The sequence below is a fragment of the Streptomyces lasalocidi genome, assembly GCF_005280215.1.
GTDB classification, from domain to species: Bacteria; Actinomycetota; Actinomycetes; order Streptomycetales; family Streptomycetaceae; genus Streptomyces; species Streptomyces longwoodensis.
Map to the genome: position 1 here is coordinate 6,456,468 of NZ_SZNQ01000001.1, position 19,495 is coordinate 6,475,962.

16 protein-coding genes and 1 pseudogene are annotated in these 19,495 nt (G+C 74.5%); 9 read left to right on the forward strand and 8 right to left on the reverse strand.

From position 1 onward, the window contains the following. Positions 1–72: 72 nt before the first annotated feature. Together E4U91_RS29180 and E4U91_RS29185 are read right to left on the reverse strand one after the other, a co-directional pair. Complete coding sequence (locus E4U91_RS29180) at positions 73–1,482, reverse strand: citrate/2-methylcitrate synthase (RefSeq protein ID WP_137309563.1); 1,410 nt, start codon at positions 1,480–1,482, stop codon at positions 73–75. A 100-nt stretch (positions 1,483–1,582) separates the two neighbouring features. Then, positions 1,583–2,914, reverse strand: coding sequence for a cation:proton antiporter (locus E4U91_RS29185; RefSeq protein WP_137309564.1), 1,332 nt, complete (start codon positions 2,912–2,914; stop codon positions 1,583–1,585). Positions 2,915–3,166: 252 nt separating this feature from the next. On the opposite strand from E4U91_RS29185, the gene ccrA reads away from it, so the two are divergent. The 5 genes from ccrA (at position 3,167) to E4U91_RS38205 (ending at position 8,269) form a co-directional block, all read left to right on the forward strand. Beyond that, entirely contained in the window at positions 3,167–4,540 is a 1,374-nt protein-coding gene (gene ccrA, locus E4U91_RS29190; protein ID WP_137309565.1) for a crotonyl-CoA carboxylase/reductase, read from the forward strand. Further along, positions 4,537–6,366: a 3-hydroxyacyl-CoA dehydrogenase family protein gene (locus tag E4U91_RS29195; RefSeq protein ID WP_137309566.1), complete on the forward strand. Its 1,830-nt coding sequence runs from the start codon at positions 4,537–4,539 to the stop codon at positions 6,364–6,366. The genes ccrA and E4U91_RS29195 overlap by 4 nt, the downstream gene beginning before the upstream one ends. Before the next feature lie 95 nt (positions 6,367–6,461). Continuing rightward, positions 6,462–6,710 carry a hypothetical protein gene (locus E4U91_RS29200; RefSeq protein ID WP_137309567.1) on the forward strand — a complete coding sequence of 83 codons (249 nt, stop codon included), beginning with the start codon at positions 6,462–6,464 and terminating at the stop codon, positions 6,708–6,710. Next, a complete protein-coding gene (locus E4U91_RS29205; protein ID WP_137309568.1) occupies positions 6,707–8,086 on the forward strand; it encodes a glutamate-5-semialdehyde dehydrogenase in 1,380 nt (459 codons plus the stop codon). The genes E4U91_RS29200 and E4U91_RS29205 overlap by 4 nt, the downstream gene beginning before the upstream one ends. Before the next feature lie 15 nt (positions 8,087–8,101). Beyond that, on the forward strand, positions 8,102–8,269 hold the full coding sequence (locus E4U91_RS38205) for a hypothetical protein (protein WP_168218185.1): 168 nt from the start codon (positions 8,102–8,104) through the stop codon (positions 8,267–8,269). A gap of 39 nt (positions 8,270–8,308) precedes the next feature. On the opposite strand, the gene E4U91_RS29210 is transcribed toward E4U91_RS38205, so the two are convergent. The 4 genes and pseudogenes from E4U91_RS29210 to E4U91_RS40125 all read right to left on the reverse strand — a co-directional run. Beyond that, positions 8,309–9,013: a DUF4328 domain-containing protein gene (locus E4U91_RS29210; protein WP_137309569.1), complete on the reverse strand. Its 705-nt coding sequence runs from the start codon at positions 9,011–9,013 to the stop codon at positions 8,309–8,311. Between the two features lie 224 nt (positions 9,014–9,237). Then, the gene (proB, locus tag E4U91_RS29215; RefSeq protein WP_241678734.1) at positions 9,238–10,446 is read right to left on the reverse strand and encodes a glutamate 5-kinase; all 1,209 of its coding nucleotides are present in this window, start codon (positions 10,444–10,446) and stop codon (positions 9,238–9,240) included. After that, positions 10,443–11,900 (reverse strand): alpha/beta fold hydrolase, encoded by a 1,458-nt coding sequence (locus E4U91_RS29220; protein WP_137309570.1) that lies wholly within the window; start codon positions 11,898–11,900, stop codon positions 10,443–10,445. Before E4U91_RS29220 ends, proB begins: the two co-directional genes overlap by 4 nt. A gap of 296 nt (positions 11,901–12,196) precedes the next feature. Then, a pseudogene (locus E4U91_RS40125) lies at positions 12,197–12,454 on the reverse strand (WhiB family transcriptional regulator); the annotation flags it as partial. 569 nt (positions 12,455–13,023) lie between these two features. Here E4U91_RS40125 and E4U91_RS29230 point away from each other — a divergent pair. Beyond that, positions 13,024–14,079, forward strand: coding sequence for a beta-ketoacyl-[acyl-carrier-protein] synthase family protein (locus E4U91_RS29230; protein WP_137309572.1), 1,056 nt, complete (start codon positions 13,024–13,026; stop codon positions 14,077–14,079). A gap of 361 nt (positions 14,080–14,440) precedes the next feature. Here the strand turns inward: E4U91_RS29230 and E4U91_RS29235 are convergent, their stop codons facing one another. Together E4U91_RS29235 and E4U91_RS29240 are read right to left on the reverse strand one after the other, a co-directional pair. Beyond that, positions 14,441–15,166, reverse strand: coding sequence for a TetR/AcrR family transcriptional regulator (locus E4U91_RS29235; RefSeq protein ID WP_137309573.1), 726 nt, complete (start codon positions 15,164–15,166; stop codon positions 14,441–14,443). 568 nt (positions 15,167–15,734) lie between these two features. Continuing rightward, positions 15,735–16,352, reverse strand: a complete 618-nt coding sequence (locus E4U91_RS29240; protein WP_137309574.1) for a TetR/AcrR family transcriptional regulator — start codon at positions 16,350–16,352, stop codon at positions 15,735–15,737. Between the two features lie 146 nt (positions 16,353–16,498). On the opposite strand from E4U91_RS29240, the gene E4U91_RS29245 reads away from it, so the two are divergent. Genes E4U91_RS29245 through E4U91_RS29255 form a run of 3 tightly spaced genes read left to right on the forward strand, consistent with a single transcriptional unit; the run spans position 16,499 to position 19,454 of the window. Further along, positions 16,499–17,563 (forward strand): 3-oxoacyl-ACP synthase III family protein, encoded by a 1,065-nt coding sequence (locus tag E4U91_RS29245; protein ID WP_241678735.1) that lies wholly within the window; start codon positions 16,499–16,501, stop codon positions 17,561–17,563. Positions 17,564–17,577: 14 nt separating this feature from the next. Further along, entirely contained in the window at positions 17,578–19,182 is a 1,605-nt protein-coding gene (locus E4U91_RS29250) for an acyl-CoA carboxylase subunit beta (RefSeq protein WP_137309576.1), read from the forward strand. 23 nt (positions 19,183–19,205) lie between these two features. After that, positions 19,206–19,454 carry an acyl-CoA carboxylase subunit epsilon gene (locus tag E4U91_RS29255; protein WP_168218186.1) on the forward strand — a complete coding sequence of 83 codons (249 nt, stop codon included), beginning with the start codon at positions 19,206–19,208 and terminating at the stop codon, positions 19,452–19,454. The last annotated feature ends 41 nt before the right edge of the window (positions 19,455–19,495 follow it).

Genomic DNA, 19,495 nt, shown 5'->3' on the forward strand with positions numbered 1-19,495 from the left:
TGGGATACGGGGAAGGGGACGCCCTCCCGGGTCGGGCGGTGCGCGGGGCCGTCCCCGCCTCACCTCAACGGGTCAGTGCTGCTCGGGCACGTGGCGCAGGTTGCGCGGGCCGACGTAGCGCAGCCGGGGGTGGATGCGGCCCTGCTGGGCGCGCTGCTCCTCGGCGTGCGCGAGCCAGCCCGCCACCCGGGCCGCCGCGAACATGGGGACGAACAGGTCGGAGGGCATGCCGAGCATGTGGTAGATCGCGGCCGCGTAGCAGTCCACGGTCAGGTAGGGGCGGGGCCCCTTGGAGGGGTGGGCGGCGGTCCGCACGGCGTCCAGCACCTGCAGCACGTGGTCGCTGCCGGGGTCGCCGCGGAAGCGCCGGGCCGCGTCGCGCAGCGGCCGCACCCGGGGGTCCTCCTCGGCGTAGGGCACCGGGCGGCGGGCCGCGGCGGCTTCGACCCGGCCGCGCAGGTAGGCGGCCGCTGTCTGCGGGTTGGTGTCGCCGCTCGCCAGGTCGATCACCTGGTGGGCGGCGCCGCCGTGCAGCGGCCCGGTGAACGTGGCGAGCGCGACGGTGATGGTGGCGAAGGTGTCGGCGCCGGTGCCGGCCGCGACTCGGGCGGCGAACGCCGAGGCGTTGCAGCCGTGTTCGGCCTGGAGGATCAGGCACAGGTCGACCAGCCGCACCCGCTCCGGGTCCCGGTCCAGGCCCAGCAGGTGCAGGATGTTCTCGGCGTGGCTGAGGTCCGGGCGGGGCCGGGGCAGCGGGCGCCGGGACCGGGCCGCCTGCTGGGTGGCGAAGATCGTGGGGATGCGGGCGATCAGCCGCTCCCCGAGGCCGATGTGGGCGGCCGGGTCGGCGTCGGCCTCGGCGGCCACGGCGAGTGCGGAGACGGCGGTGCGCAGGACCGACGAGGGGGAGGAGGCCGCGTTCGCCGTGAGGTTCGCGGCGACCGCGACGGGCAGGTCGCGGGCCGCGGCGAGCCGGGCCCGGAAGGCGGCCAGCTCCTCGGCGTCCGGCAGCCAGCCGCGCAGCAGCAGGTGGACGACCTCCTCGTAGGTGGTACGGCCGAGCAACTCCTCGATGGGGTAGCCCCGGTAGGCCAGCCGGCCGCGCACGGGGTCGACCTCGGAGATGCCCGTCTCGCCGACCACCAGCTCCGACACGGCCTCGGGTGGTGCGGGGGCCTGCTCGGCGGGCGGGGCGGGCAGGGCGGGGACGAGCGAGGAGACGTCCTCGGGGGCCTTCAGCCCGGACAGTTCGGCGAGGCGTTCGTCGTAGAACGCGCGTAGTTGGCCCACGGACTCGATGCGCTCGATCAGCCGGTCGTCCAGCGTGGTCCCCAGCTCGTGCTCCAGGTGGACCTGGAGTTCCACGGCCGTGAGGTCGTCCCAGCTGTTGACGGTGCGTAGCTGCAACTCGTCCCCGATGAACTCCGAGGGCATGTCGAAGACTCGGGACAACGTGCTGATGACGGGGTGCACCTGGGCCATCTCCTTGTCTGTACGTCGCTTCCCGCGCCGGGTCGCGGGTGGCGGGAAGCGGGAGTGGGGGAACCGGCCGGCCGGCCGGCTGACCCCGCCCCGGCCGGTGTCAGCCGGCGAGGTCGGGCGCCTGGTCCGGGGCCTTGCCGGCGAACCGGACGACGGGCTTGTCCTGGGCGGGCGCCTGGACCAGGTCGATGCGCGCCCGCGGGAAGAGGTAGGGCAGCAGGGGCCCGGTCATCGCCGTGGTGATCAGGGCCATCAGGACCATCTCGGTGAACAGGCTGTCGTCGAGCACGCCGAGGTTCAGTCCGACGCCCAGGATGATCAGTTCGGTCAGGCCCCGGGTGTTCATCAGCACGCCCACCCCGGTCGCCTCGCGCCAGGTCAGCCCGAAGGAGCGGGCCGGCAGCCCGGCGCCCAGGACCTTGCCGAGGATGGACGCGGCCAGGATCAGGGCCAGTTCCAGCCAGCCGGTCGCGGAGACGCCGGCGACGTCCACCGACAGGCCGGTGATGATGAAGTACACCGGCAGCAGCAGCTCCCCGGCGTGCTCCAGCGGGCGCAGCATGCGTTCCTGGAGCATCGCCTGCGGTGTGCGCGGCATGACCAGGCCGAAGGCGAACGCGCCGAAGATGGGGTGGATGCCGATCTTCGAGGTGGTGTAGGCGGACAGCAGCAGTCCGGCGGTGACCAGCGCGGCCAGCTGGGCGCCGGAGCCCCGGCGGGCGATCCAGAGGACGGCCCGGGCGAGTAGCGGCCGGACCACGCAGATCATCGCGGCGCCGTACCCGGCGGACATCCAGAGGGTGTCGGTGAACCCGGTGGGCCCGGACGCGGTGACGATCGCGACCACCCCGGCCAGCAGGCACCAGGCGAGCACGTCGCCGAACGCGGCGCTGGTGAGGGCGAGCGCGCCGATCTTCGTGCGGCTGAGGTTGTTGTCCTTCAGGATGCGGGCCAGCACCGGGAAGGCGGTGATGGACATGCTGACGCCCAGGTAGAGGACGAAGGAGAACCAGGGCACCTCGTCGCCGCCGACCACGGAGTGGTTGTGGTAGAGCAGCGCGGCGACGCCCATGCCGAGGGCCAGCGGGGTGAGGATGCTGCCCGCGGTGACCCCGGCCACCGAGCGCTTGTTGCGGCCCATGGTGGCGCCGTCCAGTTCCCAGCCGATGGTGAACATGAACAGCAGCAGCCCGATCTGGGCCACGGTCGAGAGCAACGGGCGTACCTCGTTGGGAAACAGACGGTGCGTCAGGTCGCCCGGCAGCAGTCCGAGCAGGCTCGGCCCGAGCAGGATGCCCGCGGTGATCTCGCCGATCACCGCGGGCTGGCGTATGCGCCGCGAGAGCCGGGCGAGGAGGGTGCCCGTGACCAGGATGACGGCGATCCCGGCGAAGGCGGTGGCCTGTAAGGATTCCAGTTGATGCGCGGTCACGGCAGCTCCTAGAGCGTTGAGCGTTGAATTAATTCACCGAGCAAAGAACTCAACTGCTGATGAGTTTTGCACGCGGATCGACACCCGAACAAGGGGCCTCCCGGGCCAGGTCGGCCCCCTGCGGGGGTGCCGGGACGCCTGTGGGGGCTGCTGCCTGGGGGGTTGCCGGGCGCTCGGGCGGGTGGAAAACTCATCCACTGTTGAGTTCACTGTACGTTGAGTTCCTGTTCGAGCAGAAGGTGGTGCCCGACCATGCGTGAACTGGTGGAGGCGATCGAGTCCCCGGACGCGGCGCCGGCCGACCTGGCGGCCCTCGGGGTGCCGCACTCCTACCGGGCCGCCGTCCTGCACAAGGCGGACGCCGGCCTGTTCGACGGCGTACCGCTGCGCGAGCGGCGCCCCGCCGACTCGCTGCACGTCGAGGAGGTGCCCACGCCCGAACCCGGCCCCGGCGAGGTGCTGGTCGCGGTCATGGCGAGCGCGGTGAACTACAACACCGTCTGGAGCGCCCTGTTCACCCCCGTGTCGACCTTCGCCTCCCTGGAGCGCTACGGCCGTCTCGGCGGCCTCGCCGCCCGCCACGACCTGCCGTACCACGTCATCGGCTCCGACCTCGCCGGGGTCGTCCTGAAGTGCGGCCAGGGCGTGCGGCGCTGGCGCACCGGCGACCGCGTCGTCGCGCACTGCGTGTCCGTCGAGCTGGAGGACCCCGAGGGCCACGGCGACCCCATGCTCGACCCCGAGCAGCGCATCTGGGGCTACGAGACCAACTTCGGCGGCCTCGCCGACCTCGCCCTCGTCAAGGCCACCCAGCTGCTGCCCAAGGCCGCCCACCTCACCTGGGAGGAGGCCGCCTCACCCGGACTGGTCAACTCCACCGCCTACCGCCAGCTCGTCACCCCCCAGGGCGCCGGCATGAAGCAGGGCGACAACGTCCTCATCTGGGGCGCCGTCGGCGGCCTCGGCTCCTACGCCACCCAGCTCGCCCTGGCCGGCGGCGCCAACCCCATCTGCGTCGTCTCCTCACCCGAGAAGGCCGCGCTCGCCCGGTCCCTGGGCGCCGAGCTGATCATCGACCGCAGCGCCGAGGGCTACCGCTTCTGGAGCGACCCGCACACCCAGGACCCCACGGAGTGGAAGCGCTTCGGCCGGCGCATCCGCGACCTGACCGGCGGCGAGGACGTCGACATCGTCTTCGAGCACCCCGGCCGCGAGACGTTCGGCGCGTCGGTCTACGTCACCCGCAAGGGCGGCACCGTGGTCACCTGCGCCTCCACGGCCGGCTACGTCCACGAGTACGACAACCGCTACCTGTGGATGTCCCTCAAGCGGATCATCGGCACCCACTGCGCGAACTACCGCGAGGCGTGGCTGGCCAACCGGCTCATCGTCCAGGGCAGGATCCACCCCACGCTCTCGCGCACCTACCCGCTCACGGACGTGGCCCGCGCCGTCGACTCCGTCCACCGCAACGAGCACCACGGCAAGATCGGCGTCCTGTGCCTGTCCCCGACGGAGGGCCTGGGCGTCACCGACCCGGAGCTGCGCGCCCGCCACGAGGACGCCATCAACCGGTTCCGCACGACCGCGGTCACGGACCGCGTGGTCACGGGGGTGGCGGCATGAGCGGGGGAGCGGAACGGGCGCCCCGCACCGGCGGCAAGAGCGGGGGAGCAGCGCGGATCACCGGCACGGGCACCGGCGGCAAGAGCGGGGGAGCGGAACGGGCCCCCGGCCCCGGTGCTGCTCCCGGCGAACCGCCCCGTGTCCTCGGGGTCGTCGGGCTCGGCGCCATCGGTTCGGCACTCGTCCGGCGGGCCGCGGTCGCCGGGTACGACGTGCTCGTCCTCGACCCGCGCCCGGACGCCGCCGCCCGCCTCGACGGGCTCGTCCGGGACACGGCGCCGGCCGGCCGCCTCCGACTGACGCCCGACTGGGCGGAGTTCGCGTCCGCCGACGTCGTCGTGGAGGCGGTGCCGGAGCGCCGCGAGGCCAAGATCGAGGTGCTGCGCGCCCTCGACCGGGTCTGCCCGCCCGCCACCGTGCTGGCCACCACCGCGTCCGCGCTGTCCCTCACCGGCCTCGCCACGGCCTCCGGCCGCCCCGGCCGCGTCGTCGGGCTGCACCTGGCCCTGCCCACCGCCGAGGTCGCCGAGGTCGGCCGTACGGTCGTCGCGGACGCCCGGGCCGTCGAGCGGGTCGGCGACCTCGCCCGGGCCCTCGGCCTGGACCCCGTCACCGTCGGCGACCGGGCCGGACTGGTCTCCGCCTCACTGCTGTTCGGGTACCTCAACCACGCCGTCGCCCTGTACGACCAGGGCGTCGTCGGGCGCGACGACATCGACGCGGCCATGCGGTACGGCTGCGGACTGCCCCTCGGTCCGCTCGAACTCCTCGACGTGATCGGCGCCGACACCGCCTGCGACGTCCTCACCGCGCTCGCCGACCGCCTGGACGAGCCGTCCCTGCGACCGGCCCGCCGGCTCCGGCACATGGCGCTCGCGGGCCTGCTCGGCCGCAAGACGGGCCGCGGCTTCTACGACTACCCGGCGCGGCCCGCCGGGACCGGCGCCGACGCGGGGCCGGACACCGCCCGTCCGCTGCCCGTCCGCCGGGCCGGCGTCGTCGGCACCGGCACCATGGCCGCCGGCATCGCGGAGGTCCTCGCCCGCAACGGCATCCCCACCCTGCTCGTCGGCCGCAGCGACGAGCGCGCCAAGACCGCCTGGGAGGCGGTCGCCGCCTCCACCGGCCGCGCCGTGCGCCGGGGCAGGATGACCGAGGCCGACCAGTCCGCGCTGCTCGGCCGGCTGGAGCCGGGCAGCGACCTCGACCGGCTCGCCGGCTGCGACCTCGTCGTCGAGGCCGTCGCCGAGGACCTGGCCGTAAAGAAGCCCCTCTTCGCCCGCCTGGGCGCCCTGTGCGGCCCGGACACGCTGCTCGCGACCACCACCTCCAGCCTCCCGGTCATCGAGTGCGGCCTCGCCTCGGGGCGCCCCCGCGACGTGATCGGGCTGCACTTCTTCAACCCCGCCCCGCTGATGAAGCTGGTCGAGGTGATCCCCTCCCTGGAGACCGCGCCCTACCACCTCGCCGCCGCACGTGAGTTGTGCCGGCGCATCGGCAAGCACCCGGTGCAGTGCCTGGACCGGCCGGGCTTCGTCGTCAACGCGCTGCTCTTCCCGTACCTCAACGGCGCCGTCCGCCTCGCCGAGAGCCACTACGCGAGCACCGACGCCATCGACCAAATCATGAAGGGCGGCTGCGGGTTCCCGCTCGGCCCCTTCGAACTGCTCGACGTCATCGGCCTCGACGTGTCCCTGAGCATCCAGCAGGTCCTGCACACCGCCGACCGCCACCCCGCCTCGGCACCGGCCCCGCTCCTCGGCCACCTCGTGGCGGCCGGCCGGGTGGGCCGCAAGGCGGGCGCCGGCTTCCGGGTGTACGGCTGAGGACGCCGCGCCGGTCCCGCCGGGCGCTCGTCGCCGTTCACCCCACGCCTCCGTTCCCGCGCGCCACCCCACTCGCCCCAGCGAAGGACCCGCCCATGAACCACCAGGCCTGTGAGAACCCGTCGCCCCCCGCCGCCCCCGCCCCCGTCCTCTCGGAGGAGTCCGCCGACGCCTTCGCCTGGTCGATGCTGATCGAACTCGTCGGCCACGGTCTCGCGGGCCGCGCCGTCCACCCTTCGCCCGCCCGCCCCGCCTCCGCGCGGCCCGCCGGGCCTCCCGCCCACGCCCCGCGCGCCGCCCACGCCGCTTCCACCGACCCGGGACGGGAGGCGGGCGAGCGATGACCACCGCACGAACCGCGGACGCCGCGGCCACCGTTCCTGCCGCCCCGCGCCGGACCGGTGAGGCCGACGAGCCCATTGGGGCCGGTGAGCCCGACGGGACCGGTGCGGCCGGTGCCGTCCGTGCCGTCGCTGAGAACGCCCGGCGGGCCGCGCGGCGGCTCGCCCTGAGCACCGGCGGGGAGCGGGCCACCGCACTGCGTCTGATCGCCGACCGGCTGTCCGCGCACACCGGGGGCGTGCTGGCCGCCAACGCCGAGGACCTGGCCGCGGCCCGCGCCGCCGGCCGCGACGCCGCCGTCCTGGACCGCCTCGCCCTCGACCGCGCCCGGCTCGACGCCCTCGCGGCGACCGTGCGCAGCCTCGCCGACGAACCCGACCCGGTGGGCGGCGTCGACGGGGGCGGGGTGATGCCCAACGGCCTGGAGGTGCGCCGCGTCCGGGTCCCGCTGGGCGTGGTCGGCATGATCTACGAAGGCCGCCCCAACGTCACCGTCGACGCGGCCGCCCTGTGCCTCAAGAGCGCCAACGCCGTCCTGCTGCGCGGCAGTTCCGTCGCCCGGCGCACCAACGCGGCGCTCGTCGCCGTGATCCGCTCGGCGCTCGCCGACACCAGCCTGCCGGTGGACGCCGTGTGCCTGGTGCCCGGCGTCACGCACGCCTCCGTACGCGCCCTGATGGCGCTGCGCGGCCTGGTGGACGTCCTGGTGCCGCGCGGCGGCCACGACCTCATCCGGGCGACCGTCCGCGACTCCGCCGTCCCCGTCATCGAGACCGGCGTGGGCAACTGCCACGTCTACGTCGACGAGCACGCCGACCTCGACAAGGCCCTCGCCGTCCTGCTCGACGCCAAGACCCGGCGGCCCTCGGTCTGCAACGCGGCCGAGTCGCTGCTGGTGCACGCGGCCGTCGCCGACGCCTTCCTGCCCCGCGCGCTCACGGCGCTGGCCGCGCACGGGGTGCTGGTGCACGGGGACGCGCGGGTCGGGTCGTACGACCCGGCGGTGGTGCCCGCGACGGAGGAGGACTGGGGCCGCGAGTACCTGGCCCCGGAGCTGTCCGCGGCCGTCGTCGGCTCGCTGGACGAGGCGGTCGAGCACATCCGCCGGTACGGCACCGGGCACACCGAGGCGATCATCAGCGACTCCCAGTCCGCCGTACGGCGCTTCGTGGCAGTGATGGACACCGCGGTCGTCGCCGTGAACGCCTCCACGCGCTTCGCGGACGGCGGCCAGATCGGGCTCGGCACCGAACTCGGCATCTCCACGCAGAAGCTCCACGCGCGCGGCCCGATGGGACTGGCCGCGCTGACCACCACCACCCACGTCCTGGTGGGTGACGGACATGTCCGGGACGGAGCCGCCGTACCGGAGGCGTGAACAGGAGGGCAGGCCATGTACGTGCGCATCATCACCGAGACCCGGCCGTCGGGCTGGCTGCTGTACGCGGAGGAGACATCCGAGCGGCGCCAGTTGCCGCTCGCCTTGCCCGTGCCGTGGCTGGGGCTGGCCGGCGTCGAGGACGACCCCGCCGAGCCGCACATCGTGCGCGGCATCGACTGAACGCCCGCACGCCGTACGGCGCGACGCGGGCCGAGTTCGTCAACCGCGTGCGGAGGCCGGCAGTTCGCCGGAGAGGACCTTGCGCTCCTGCAACCGGGTCAGCCGGGTGACCACCACGAGGGAGAGGACCGCGGCCGCGACGCCGAGGCAGTCGGAGAGCAGCATCGACCCGGCGGCCTCCCGCAGTTCGTCCGCCGTCCCGGCCCGACGGTGGCTGCGGTCGGCGAACCGGCCGACGAAGAGGTCGGCGAGCCACACGGTCCACCAGGCGTTCACCAGTGTGCGCCCGGACCGCACGCCCCACGGAGTGCTGGCGTCCCAGCTGTCCGCGACGATCCGGCGCGGGAACCACAGGTTCACCACCGGGCAGAACCAGGCGCCGATGGTCCAGCCACGCCGCAGACGGTGCCGGGAGGCGTCGAACACCTCGGCGTTCACCCGGATCCGCCACAGCCAGCACAGGGCGACGACGGCCGTGACCACCAGCGCGCCACCTTGCGCCGTGCCGGCCGCGGCGAACAGGGTGTCCGCCTGGTCCGCGCGTTCGACCAGGTCGGCGCCGGTGCCGCCGTCGGCCACGTCCCCGGCGACGTCCATCTCCAGCAGGTCCGTGCCGCAGGCGAACAGGCCGGTGGCGATGACCAGTCCGAGCAGCACGGCGGTGGCGCGCGCGAGCGCGGCCGGCGAGCGCAGCCGGGGGCCGGGAGGGGCGGTGTACGGCGGAGCCGGCATGGGCGTGGTCATGAGGAAGTCCCCCGAGAAGACGAGATCCGGGCCGGCGCGCGGTTCTCCCCGAACCGGCGCGGCTGCGCTGGTGCCGACGTGCGTGCGAGGACGTACGCGGGCACTGGAACATACGGTCGGACGCCGTCCCCCGTCCACTCGGCTGTCCGTGCCCTGCCTGGTCGGGAGCCCGTGGCGGCCGGCGACGGCCCGACCGGGCCACGGCCGGGGCGTCGCCGCCGGTGTCAGGGACCCGGTACCGCCGAGGCCGGGAGGACGCGGATGCGCACCCCGGTCCGCCGCCGGGCCGGTGTTCCGTCCCCCTGCGCGGTCCGCTCGACCGCGCGCGTCGGGCCGGCCACCGGCACCAGGTCGTCCGGGTGGACCACCTCCCGCGGCGGGCACGGCCGGGTCCGCGGCAGCTCCCGGGCGTCCACGCCGGCCAGCCCGCGGGCGACCACGCGCCCCTCCTCGTCGAGCAGTTCGACCGGGTCGCCGGCCGCGAAGTGGCCCTCGACACCGGTGACGTCCGCCGCGAGGAGCGGACGGTTGTCCTGGACGACGGCGCGGGCCGCGTCCGCGGTGAGCCGTACGGCACCGCGCGGGGTGCTGGCGTGCTCCAGCCACAGCAGGTGGTCAGCGGCGCGCCGGCCGGTGCGGTGGAACAGGGTGCCCGTCCCCCGGCCGGCGAGGGCGTCGGCGGCGTGCCGGGCGGCCGTCAGCACGACCGGGATCCCGGCGTCGGTGGCGATCCGCGCCGCCTCGACCTTGGTGACCATGCCCCCGGTGCCCACCCCCGCCCGGCCGGCGCTGCCGAGTTCGACGTCCCGCAGGTCGTCGGGCCCGCGCACCTCGGCCAGCCGGCGTGCGCCGGGGCGGCCCGGGTCGCCGTCGTAGAGGCCGTCCACGTCGGACAGCAGGACCAGCAGGTCGGCGCGGACCAGGTGGGCGACGAGGGCGGCGAGCCGGTCGTTGTCGCCGAAGCGGATCTCGGCGGTGGCGACGGTGTCGTTCTCGTTGACGACGGGCACCGCGCCCATCGCGAGCACCTGGCTGAGCGCCCGGTGGGCGTTGCGGTACTGGGTGCGGCGGCCCACGTCGTCGGCGGTCAGCAGCACCTGCCCGACGCGCAGCCCGTGGCGGGCGAAGGAGGCGGTGTACCGGGCCACCAGCAGGCCCTGGCCCACGCAGGCGGCCGCCTGCTGGCGGGCGAGGTCACGGGGACGCTCGGCCAGGCCCAGCGGTGCCAGGCCCGCGGCGATGGCGCCGGAGGAGACCAGGACGATCTCGGTCCCGGCCGCCCGGGCCCGCGCGAGCACCTCGACCAGCGCGTCCACCCGGTCGGAGTCCAGCCCGCCGACCGCGGTCGTCAGCGAGGAGGACCCCACCTTGACGACGATCCGACGGGCCGTCAGCACGTCGGCGCGCAGCACGTCCTTGGTCGGCCCGGTCACCGCAGGACCGCCAGCGGATCGGCCGTGCCCGACGGTTCGTCGACGCCGGCATCCGGGGCCGGTCCGCCCGTGCGGGCGCTGACGGTGTCCATGACTGCGGGGGCCTCCGGGCGGGGGGTGTCGTGGTCCACGGCCGCGACGCCGGCGCCCTCGCGTACGGGGCGCGGTGCGGGCGTGTCGTGCGGAGTTGCGGTGCCCGTCCGGCGGGTGGTGGCGGGTGCCATGGTCGCGGCGGCGGGACTCTCCTGTGCGGGAGACGTCCCTGCGGCGTCGTGCACGGCATCGGGCCTTGCCCGGCGGGTGGTCGCGGGCTCCACGGTCGGGGCGCCCCGTGCCGCAACGTGGTGCGCTCCGGCGGTGTCGTCCATCCCCGGGGCCTCCCCATGGGCGGCGGCCGCGGGCGCTCCGTCCACGACGGTGCTCACCACGGGCTGCGCACCAGCGGTGCCGACGGCGGCTCGGCGCACGGCCGGTGGCCCGTCCGGAGCCTCGGCCGTTCCTCTCCCGAGCCGACGCACCTCGCGCAGCAGCGCGTGCACCGTCTCCACGACGAGCACCGGTCGCTCGTACGGCAGGTCGTGCCCCTGGCCCGGGACGAGCTGGAGGGCCGCCCCGGGGACGGCACGGGCGAGCCGGCGGGCCTGGTCGGGCGGGGTGTAGCGGTCCCGGGTGCCGACCAGGACCCGGGTGGGCACCCGGGCCAGGGCGGCCAGGCGCCCGGCGCAGTCGTGGGTGGTGAGCGCGGCGAGGAACTCCGCGATGGTCAGCACCGGTACGTGCCGCAGCGCCCGCGCGTCGGCGCGGGCGGCCGCGCCCCGCCCGTCCCCGCCGAGCAGCGCCCGCCACAGCGGGGCCGTCGTCGGGTGGGAGAGCGGGCCGGTCAGCAGCCGGTGCACGGCGCGGGCGCAGCGGGGCGAGCGCAGCAGCGCGTCGGTGGTGTGCCGCCGGGCCAGCGCCTGGCGGCGGTCGAGGCGGTGCGCGGACGCGGGCGGGGCGTCGCCCACCCCGTCCAGGCAGGTGGAGACGAGCGCGACGCCCGCGACCCGGGTCCCGAACAGGCCGGGGTGCCGGGCGGCCAGCTGCTGGATCGCCATGCCGCCCATGGAGTGCCCGACGAGCAGGACAGGGCCGCCGTACGACGTCGTCGTCGCGTCGAGGACCCGGGCGAGGTCGTCGCCGAGCAGGGCCATGTCGAGCCGGGCGGTGCCGCGCCCGGAGGCGCCGTGGCCGCGCTGGTCGTAGGTGACCGTGCGCAGCGCCGGGAAGCCGGGGCGGGGCCGGGCCAGCGCGTCGACATGGGGCCGCCAGTCGCACGCGGACATGGTCCAGCCGTGCGACAGCAGCACGGTGGCCCCTGCGTCGGCGGGGCCGTGGACGCGTACCGCGAGGTCCGCGCCGTCGTCGGTGTGCACGGTGCGGGGCGTGCCGGGGCGTGCCGGGGCGGGCGCCGTCACGACGCCGGTCCGGAGTCGGTGCCGGCGACGCGGGCACGAGGTCCCCGGGGACGCGGCGGCCGTTCGGCGCGGGAGGTCGGGCCGCGGGTGCACAAGGAGGCGAACTCGGCGAGCTCCCAAGCCTGTTCGACCTGGCGGCAGGTCATGCCGAGCGCGCCGGCGATGCGCCGCGGGCCCCAGCCGTGGTGGCGCAGGAACCACACGTACGCCGGACGCTCCCGCTGCTGGGGCCGGAGCCGGAGGCGGTCGTCCGTGAGGAGGGCGTCGAGCTCGGGGTCGGCGGCGCCCAACGACGCCGCGATGCGCAGCAGTTCGCGGCGCTCGCGGACGTTGAGGCCGCCCCAGATGCCGGTGCTCTCCTCGTGCCGCAGGGCCTCGCGCAAGCAGTCGCGGGAGACCGGGCAGCGGGCGCACACCCGTTTGGCGGGCGCCTCGGGGTCGTGGTCGCCGGACCTGCCGGCGGACGGGAAGAAGGTCTCGGGGTCGGTGTCACGACAGGCCGCGCGCTCCACCCAGGGGTCGGTGCCCGCGCGCTGTGGTGCCGGTGCGTACATGGCGGTCGGCCCTTTCTCGACGGAAGGCGGCCGTATCTGACCCCACGATAAAGTCAACAAGCGATGATTTCAATGCTTGTTGAGTTCCTGCCGGGTTACATCCCGGTGTCCGGCATATGCGCCCACAGTGTGGTTGAGATTTGGACGATCGGTGCAGGTCCAGTGGATTCCACGAGCGTTGAAATTCACCCTTGATGAGTCAACTCCCTTGTCGTACCGTCGCTTTCGTAAGCCACCGCCGAAGCCCGCGAGGGCATCGGGACGCCGACATGCCCGGCACCGGCTCGCGCAGCCGCGGCCTGCTGGGGCGCCCCAGGCGGAAGTGTCACGTCCATGCCCGCGGTCATCGTCACCGCCGGTCCGACGTCTTTTGTTCGCGCCGTCAAACGGCGCTCGCAACGGGGGAGCACGGCCGCGCACTGGGGAGTGCGCGGCGTGCGGGGAACTTCCGAGGTGAGGGCTGCTCGTCGCCGCGCGGTGCCCGGTGTCCGGGGCCGTGACGGCCGGTTCCGCCCGCCGGGCGCGGGCTCGTGGTCGCACGTCACCGTCACAGAGTCCTTGGAGACCCCATGCCCGTCGTCAGCGCACCCGTGGTCGTTCTGCCGCGTCACCAGGTCACCACCGAGGAAGTACTCGAGCGGATCGAGGAGGTCTACCCCGAGCACCCGCGCCTCGCCCACCTCAAGCGCTTCATCCGCGCCACCACCGTACGGACCCGCTGGTACACCCGTCCGCTGGCCGACCAGTGGCGCACGGACGGCTCCGTCGCGGACCGCATGCGCCGGCACCTCCAGGACTCCCTCGCGCTGGCCGAGTCGGCCGCACGGGGCGCCCTCCTGGAGGCGGGACTGCACCCCGAGGACGTCGACGCCGTCGTGGTGGCCAGCGCCACCGGCCACAGCATGCCGGGGCTCGACGTCCGGCTCCTGGACAGACTCGGGCTGCGGCCCTCGGTGCGCCGCATACCCGTCACCCAACTCGGTTGCGGCGGCGGCGTGTTCGCCATCTCCACGGCCGCCGAACTGGTCACCGCGCGTCCCGGCAGCACCGTCCTCGTGGTGTGCGCCGACGCGTTCAGCCACTACCTGCACGAGGGTGACACCGGCCTGGACGGCATGATCTTCAAGGGGATCATCGGGGACGCGGCCGGCGCGTGCGTGGTCGCCTCCGACGTGCGCGGCCCGCACCTGGAACTGCGCGACTCCTGGGAGTGGTTGCACCGCGGCAGCGCGGACGTCGTGGGGTCGGTCACCGACGACGACGGGCTGCACACCTTCAACTCACGGCGCCTGCTGACCACGATCACCGAGATCATGCCCCGGGTGAAGGAGTGGCTGCGGCGCACGAGGGCCGCCGGCGAGGACGCCGAACCCGAGTTCGTGGTCTCCCACACCGGGAGCTCCAAGGTGCTCGACGCCATCGTGGGCGGTCTCGACGCCGACCCCGAACTCTTCGGACTGGCCCGCGACTCGCTGCGCGATGTGGGCAACGTGGGCTCGGTCTCCGTGCTGGAGGTCATGGAGCGCACGTTCCGCAAGCCGCCCCGGGACGGCGCGCAGGGCCTCGTGGTCGCGGTCGGCCCCGGCGTGTCGGTGATGGCGCTCCGGGCTGTGTGGCACGGCTGACTGCGGGTGGGGTGGGGCGTGCGGCCGGCGGTGTGCGGCGCCGCGAGGCGCGGGCGCTTCGCGGGCGGACCGACGGGCGGCCGTGAGGAATGCCGGGCCGCCGCGAGGGGGTGTCCCCGCGCGGTCGGTCACCGGGGAGGGGGTTCCCCTTCCCCGGCCGGGCGACCGGCGGGCCGGCAGGCGGTGCAGGTCGGCCGCCAGGCGCCTTGGTGGGGTGCGGGCATCCCCGGTCGGGCGCCGCATCTCTACGGTCGCCTGCCGGGTGTCTTCGCCGACTGCCCGGTGTCCCGGGCCGGATGCCGGGTGTCCCGGCCCGGCTGCCGGATGGGCCCGGGCCGACTGGCGGATGGCCCGGGCCGGTTCAGTCCGCCGCTGTGTCGTGCGGCCGGCGCGGTTCCAGGGTCGCGGACAGCCGCAGTTCCAGGGCCGGCACCACCCAGTCGATGAACTCGGCGAAGTCCATCGAGGCGAGCGGCTGGATCTGGAGCACGTAGCGCATCAGCGCCAGCCCCGCGAGGTGCCCGGAGGCCAGGGCCGCGCGGGTCGTGGCGTCGGGGCGCTCCCGGTAACCGGACGCCTGCGACCAGGCCTTGGTGCTGGCCTCGATGCGCTCGCGCAGGATGTCCGAGGTGGCACTGTCGGCGAGGCCCGCCCGGTAGATGGCGGTCATCGCGTAGCGCGTGCTCTCGTGTTCCCAGAACGAGAAGTACGTCTGGGCGATCCACGTCGCCTCGCTGGCGTCCGTCCTCGTGCCCGGCATGTTGTCGAAGCTCGCCGAGACGCTGAACGAGGAGTTGATGGCGGCGTCGAAGACGCCTTCCTTGTTGCCGAAGAAGTGGTGGACGAGTGCCGGGTCCACCTCCGCGTCCTCGGCGATGGCGCGGATGGTGGTGCGCGCGTACCCCCGGTCGGCGAAGAGGTGCAGCGCCGATTCGAGGATCTGCTCGCGGGTACCGCTGTCGCCGGGGCGGCGACCACTGCGGGCGCGTCGCGGGCGCGTGTCCTTGGCGGACGCCGAGGCGGCACGGCCGCCCGACCCGGACTTGCGGGGGGCACTCGTCGAGTCGAATGTCTGCCTGGATGTCATGGAATCACTGCACTTCGCGGGGGGTTCGAGCGATTAATTCACCGCATAGTGAAAACATCGTAGCAGGCGCACCGGAGAGCGTCCATCCACGGATGACGCCGCTGGATCACCCGCCCGTGGCGGCCCGTTGGTCGACAGGAGGCTTCCCGCCCCGAGGGGAAAGATACTGCGGAACCGGAATCCGGCCGGAAGTCGGCGGGAGGCCCAGCGTCGGCGTGCAGCCGGGGTCGAGGTGGAGGGGTGGCCCTGCCGGGGTGCGGGCCGCGACCGAAGTGGAAGTGGGATGCGCGGTCGTGGCGGGCCTGGTGCCGCCGGGTCACCGGAGTCCGGGCCACACTCGCGGCCCCCGAACCTCTCGGCGCCCCGCACCTACCGGATTCTCAGGGTGCCCTTTCGGCCCCCGAACCTTCCGGCCCCCCGAACCTCCCGGCTCCCCGAACGTCCCGGCACCCCGCACCGACCGGCATACGAGTCGCCTGTCCGGCCCATGGCCCCGAATCTCCCAGCGCCCCGCACCGACCGGAACCCGGACCGTCCTTCCGGCCGGCCCCCACAGCTACCCGGCGCCTCACGCCACCCCGTCCGCACCCTCCGTCCCCAGCAGCGTCCGCCGCAGTCCCGGTGCGATCGTCGCGATCAGGGTCTCCACGTCCAGGGCCGACACCGCCCGGACCCCGATGAGGTGCCGGACGAGCGCGACGCCGCCGAGCTGGGCGCCGAACAGGGCCGTGCGGACCTCCGCGTCCTCGCCCGGGAGTTCGTGGTCGACCATCGCGTTGAGCGCCTCGGCCATGCGGCCGCGCAGCACGCGGGAGGCCTCCGCGTCGGACAGGGCGATCCGGTACAGCTCGACCAGCGGGGACTCCTCCTCCTCGCAGGGTTCCCACAGGGCGAGGTAGATCCGGGCCAGCCGGGTGGGCAGGTCCTCGTCGACGCCCTCGGCGACCGCCGGGCGCAGCAACCCCGCCACCTTGACCGTGCGTTCGATGAGGGCGCCGAGCACGGCGGCCTTGTCGGGGAGGAGTTCGCGCGCCTGGGCCAGGCCCAGGCCCGCCTCCTCGGCGAGTTCGGCGAAGTCGGTCTGGCGGTACCCCTTGCGGGTGAACAGGGTGCGGCCCGCGGAGACCAGGGCCTGGGTGGCCTCGACGCGCGCCTCCGTCGCGTCCACTGCGCTGGTGACGGTCATGGTGGGCACCTTCCCGTGCGTGCTCGGCGGGTCCGGACAGAAATTCACTCTCCAGTGAAGTCTGCTTCTGTTGAATTAGTCAAGCGGCTCTGCAATGATTTCAACACTCGATGAGTTATTCGGCGTTCGCCGCCCGAGGAGGAATCGTGCAGTCCATCGGCATCACCGGAGTGGGCTCGTACCTGCCCGAGGCCATCGTCAGCAACGCGGAGATCGGGCACGGGGCCGGCGTGACCGACGAGTGGATCGTCCGCAAGACCGGCATACGCGAGCGGCGCCGGGCCGCACCCGACCAGGCCACCTCGGACCTCGCCGCGGCGGCGGCCGAACGCGCGCTGCGCCGAGCCGGGTTGACGGCCGACCAGCTGGCGTACGTGGTGGTCGCCACCTCCACGCCCGACCACCCGCAGCCCGCCACCGCGGCGCTCGTGCAGGACCGCATCGGCGCCCGCGGGGCCGCCGCGTTCGACGTCAACGCCGTGTGCAGCGGCTTCGTCTACGCCCTGAAGACCGTGGAGAAGCTGCTGGCCGCCGCCGCGCCCGGCGAACCCCGGCACGGACTGGTGATCGGTGCCGACCTGTACTCCCGCATCCTCGACTACGCCGACCGCCGCACCGCCGCGCTGTTCGGCGACGGGGCCGGCGCGGTCGTGCTCGGGCCCGTCCCGGCCGGGCGCGGCCTGCGGCACGTCTCCCTCGTCTCGCACGGCGACGCGCACGGGCTGATCCGGGTCGAGGCCGGCGGCAGCCGCCTCCCCGCCTCGCCGCTGACCGTGGCGGAGGGCGGCCACTACTTCCGGATGGACGGGCGGGGCGTGCGCGCCTTCGTCACCCGCACCCTGCCGCGCGAGGTCGAGCGGCTGCTGCGCGAGGCCGCCGTACCGCCTGACGCCGTACGGCACTTCGTCCCGCACCAGGCCAACGGCGCGATGCTCGCCGACCTCTGGCCGGACCTCGGGCTGCGCGGCGCCGACCTGCACCTCACGCTGGAGCGGTACGCCAACACCGGCGCGGCCTCGGTCCCCGTCACACTCGCCGAGATGGACCGCAGGGGCGCGGTGGCCGCCGGCGACCTGGTGGTGCTGGCCGCGTTCGGCGGCGGCATGAGCCTCGGCACCGCCCTCCTGGACTGGACCCTCGACCCGGCCGCCCCGGCGCCGGACCCCGACCCCGTCCCGGCCGGCGAACTGCTCTCGCCGCTGAGCCGGTGAAGGGGGACGGCCGCATGAGCACACAGGAGGGCACGACGGACCGCGCCGACGCCACACCCCTGACTCCCGCCGCCGATCTGCGGGGCCGGGTCGCCGAGTTGCACGCCCTGCGCGAGCGGGTCGAGCAGGGCGACGAACGGGCGACCGCCGCCCAGCGGAGCAAGGGGAAGCTGACGGCGCGGGAGCGCATCGGGCTGCTGCTCGACCCCGGTACCTTCCAGGAGGTGGAGCCGCTGCGGCGGCACCGGGCGACCGGCTTCGGGCTGGAGGACCGGCGGCCGCACACCGACGGCGTGATCACCGGCTGGGGGACCGTGCACGGGCGGACCGTGTTCGTCTACGCCCACGACTTCCGCATCTTCGGCGGCGCGCTCGGCGAGGCGCACGCCCAGAAGATCCACCGCATCATGGACCGCGCGGTCGCCGCCGGCGCCCCGCTGGTGTCGCTCAACGACGGCGCGGGCGCCCGCATCCAGGAGGGCGTCACCGCGCTCGCCGGGTACGGCGGCATCTTCCAGCGCAACACCCGCGCCTCCGGCGTCATCCCGCAGATCTCCGTGATGCTCGGCCCGTGCGCGGGCGGCGCCGCCTACAGCCCCGCCCTGACCGACTTCGTGTTCATGGTCCGCGAGACCTCGCAGATGTTCATCACCGGCCCCGACGTGGTCCAGGCCGTCACCGGCGAGCGGGTCTCCATCGGCGCCCTCGGCGGAGCCGACGTGCACGCCGAGGTGTCCGGTGTCGCGCACTTCGCGCACGACGACGAGGAGACCTGCCTGGAGGAGGTCCGCTACCTGCTGTCGCTGCTGCCCCAGAACAACCGCGAGACGCCCCCGGCCGCGCTGCCCGAGGACCCGGTGGACCGGCCGTGCGAGGCCCTGCTCGACCTGGTCCCGGCCGACGGCAACCGGCCGTACGACATGCGCCGCGTCGTCGAGGAGATCGTCGACGACGGGGAGATGCTGGAGGTCCACGAGCGCTGGGCCGCCAACGTGGTGTGCGCGCTCGGCCGGCTCGGCGGGCAGGTCGTCGGCCTCGTCGCCAACCAGCCGCTGGTGCAGGCCGGCGTCCTGGACATCGACGCCAGCGAGAAGGCGGCCCGCTTCGTGCAGATGTGCGACGCCTTCAACATCCCGCTGGTCACCCTGGTCGACGTGCCCGGCTTCCTGCCCGGGGTCGACCAGGAGCACAACGGCATCATCCGGCGCGGCGCCAAGCTGCTCTACGCCTACTGCAACGCCACGGTCCCCCGGATCTCGGTCATCCTGCGCAAGGCGTACGGCGGTGCGTACATCGTCATGGACTCCCGCTCCGTGGGCGCCGACCTCACCTACGCCTGGCCCACCAACGAGGTCGCGGTGATGGGCGCGGAGGGCGCCGCGAACGTCGTCTTCCGGCGCCGCATCCGCGCCGCCGAGGACCCCGAGGCGGTGCGCCGGCAACTCGTCAAGGAGTACCGGGCCGAGCTGATGCACCCTTACCACGCGGCCGAACGGGGCCTGATCGACGACGTGATCGACCCGGCCGACACCCGGCGGATCCTCGTCGAGTCCCTGCGCATGCTGCGCGCCAAGCACGCCGACCTGGCGGCCCGCAAACACGGCAACCCGCCCCAATGACAAGTGAAGTGAGGGAACGTCACATGGCGAGCACGGTCACGCACACGGACGGCTCCGCCACCGGACGGCCGGGGGCGCCCCTGGTCCGCGTCGTCCGCGGCGGCGCGCTGCCCGCCGAGGAACTCGCCGCGCTCACCGCGGTGCTGCTTTCCCGGGCCGCCGCCCTGACGGCCGGCGAACCGCAGGAGGAGCCGGTCAACGTCGTCCCCCTGTGGGAGGGCCCCGGCGCCCGCACCACCCCCTACCGCTCACCGGTGAGCTGGCGCGACTGAGCCCCGCGTCCGCCCGCCCCGCCGACGCGGGTGGTCATGAC

Bases quoted from the DNA above. Each gene is read 5' to 3' on its own strand.
- E4U91_RS38205 (WP_168218185.1), top strand. From the start codon at position 8,102: ATGTACGTGCGCATCATCACCGAGACCCGGCCGTCGGGCTGGCTGCTG.
- E4U91_RS29250 (WP_137309576.1), top strand. From the start codon at position 17,578: ATGAGCACACAGGAGGGCACGACGGACCGCGCCGACGCCACACCCCTG.
- ccrA (WP_137309565.1), top strand. From the start codon at position 3,167: ATGCGTGAACTGGTGGAGGCGATCGAGTCCCCGGACGCGGCGCCGGCC.
- E4U91_RS29200 (WP_137309567.1), top strand. From the start codon at position 6,462: ATGAACCACCAGGCCTGTGAGAACCCGTCGCCCCCCGCCGCCCCCGCC.
- E4U91_RS29240 (WP_137309574.1), bottom strand. From the start codon at position 16,352: ATGACCGTCACCAGCGCAGTGGACGCGACGGAGGCGCGCGTCGAGGCC.
- E4U91_RS29255 (WP_168218186.1), top strand. From the start codon at position 19,206: ATGGCGAGCACGGTCACGCACACGGACGGCTCCGCCACCGGACGGCCG.
- E4U91_RS29180 (WP_137309563.1), bottom strand. From the start codon at position 1,482: ATGGCCCAGGTGCACCCCGTCATCAGCACGTTGTCCCGAGTCTTCGAC.
- E4U91_RS29230 (WP_137309572.1), top strand. From the start codon at position 13,024: ATGCCCGTCGTCAGCGCACCCGTGGTCGTTCTGCCGCGTCACCAGGTC.
- E4U91_RS29210 (WP_137309569.1), bottom strand. From the start codon at position 9,013: ATGACCACGCCCATGCCGGCTCCGCCGTACACCGCCCCTCCCGGCCCC.
- E4U91_RS29205 (WP_137309568.1), top strand. From the start codon at position 6,707: ATGACCACCGCACGAACCGCGGACGCCGCGGCCACCGTTCCTGCCGCC.
- E4U91_RS29235 (WP_137309573.1), bottom strand. From the start codon at position 15,166: ATGACATCCAGGCAGACATTCGACTCGACGAGTGCCCCCCGCAAGTCC.
- E4U91_RS29195 (WP_137309566.1), top strand. From the start codon at position 4,537: ATGAGCGGGGGAGCGGAACGGGCGCCCCGCACCGGCGGCAAGAGCGGG.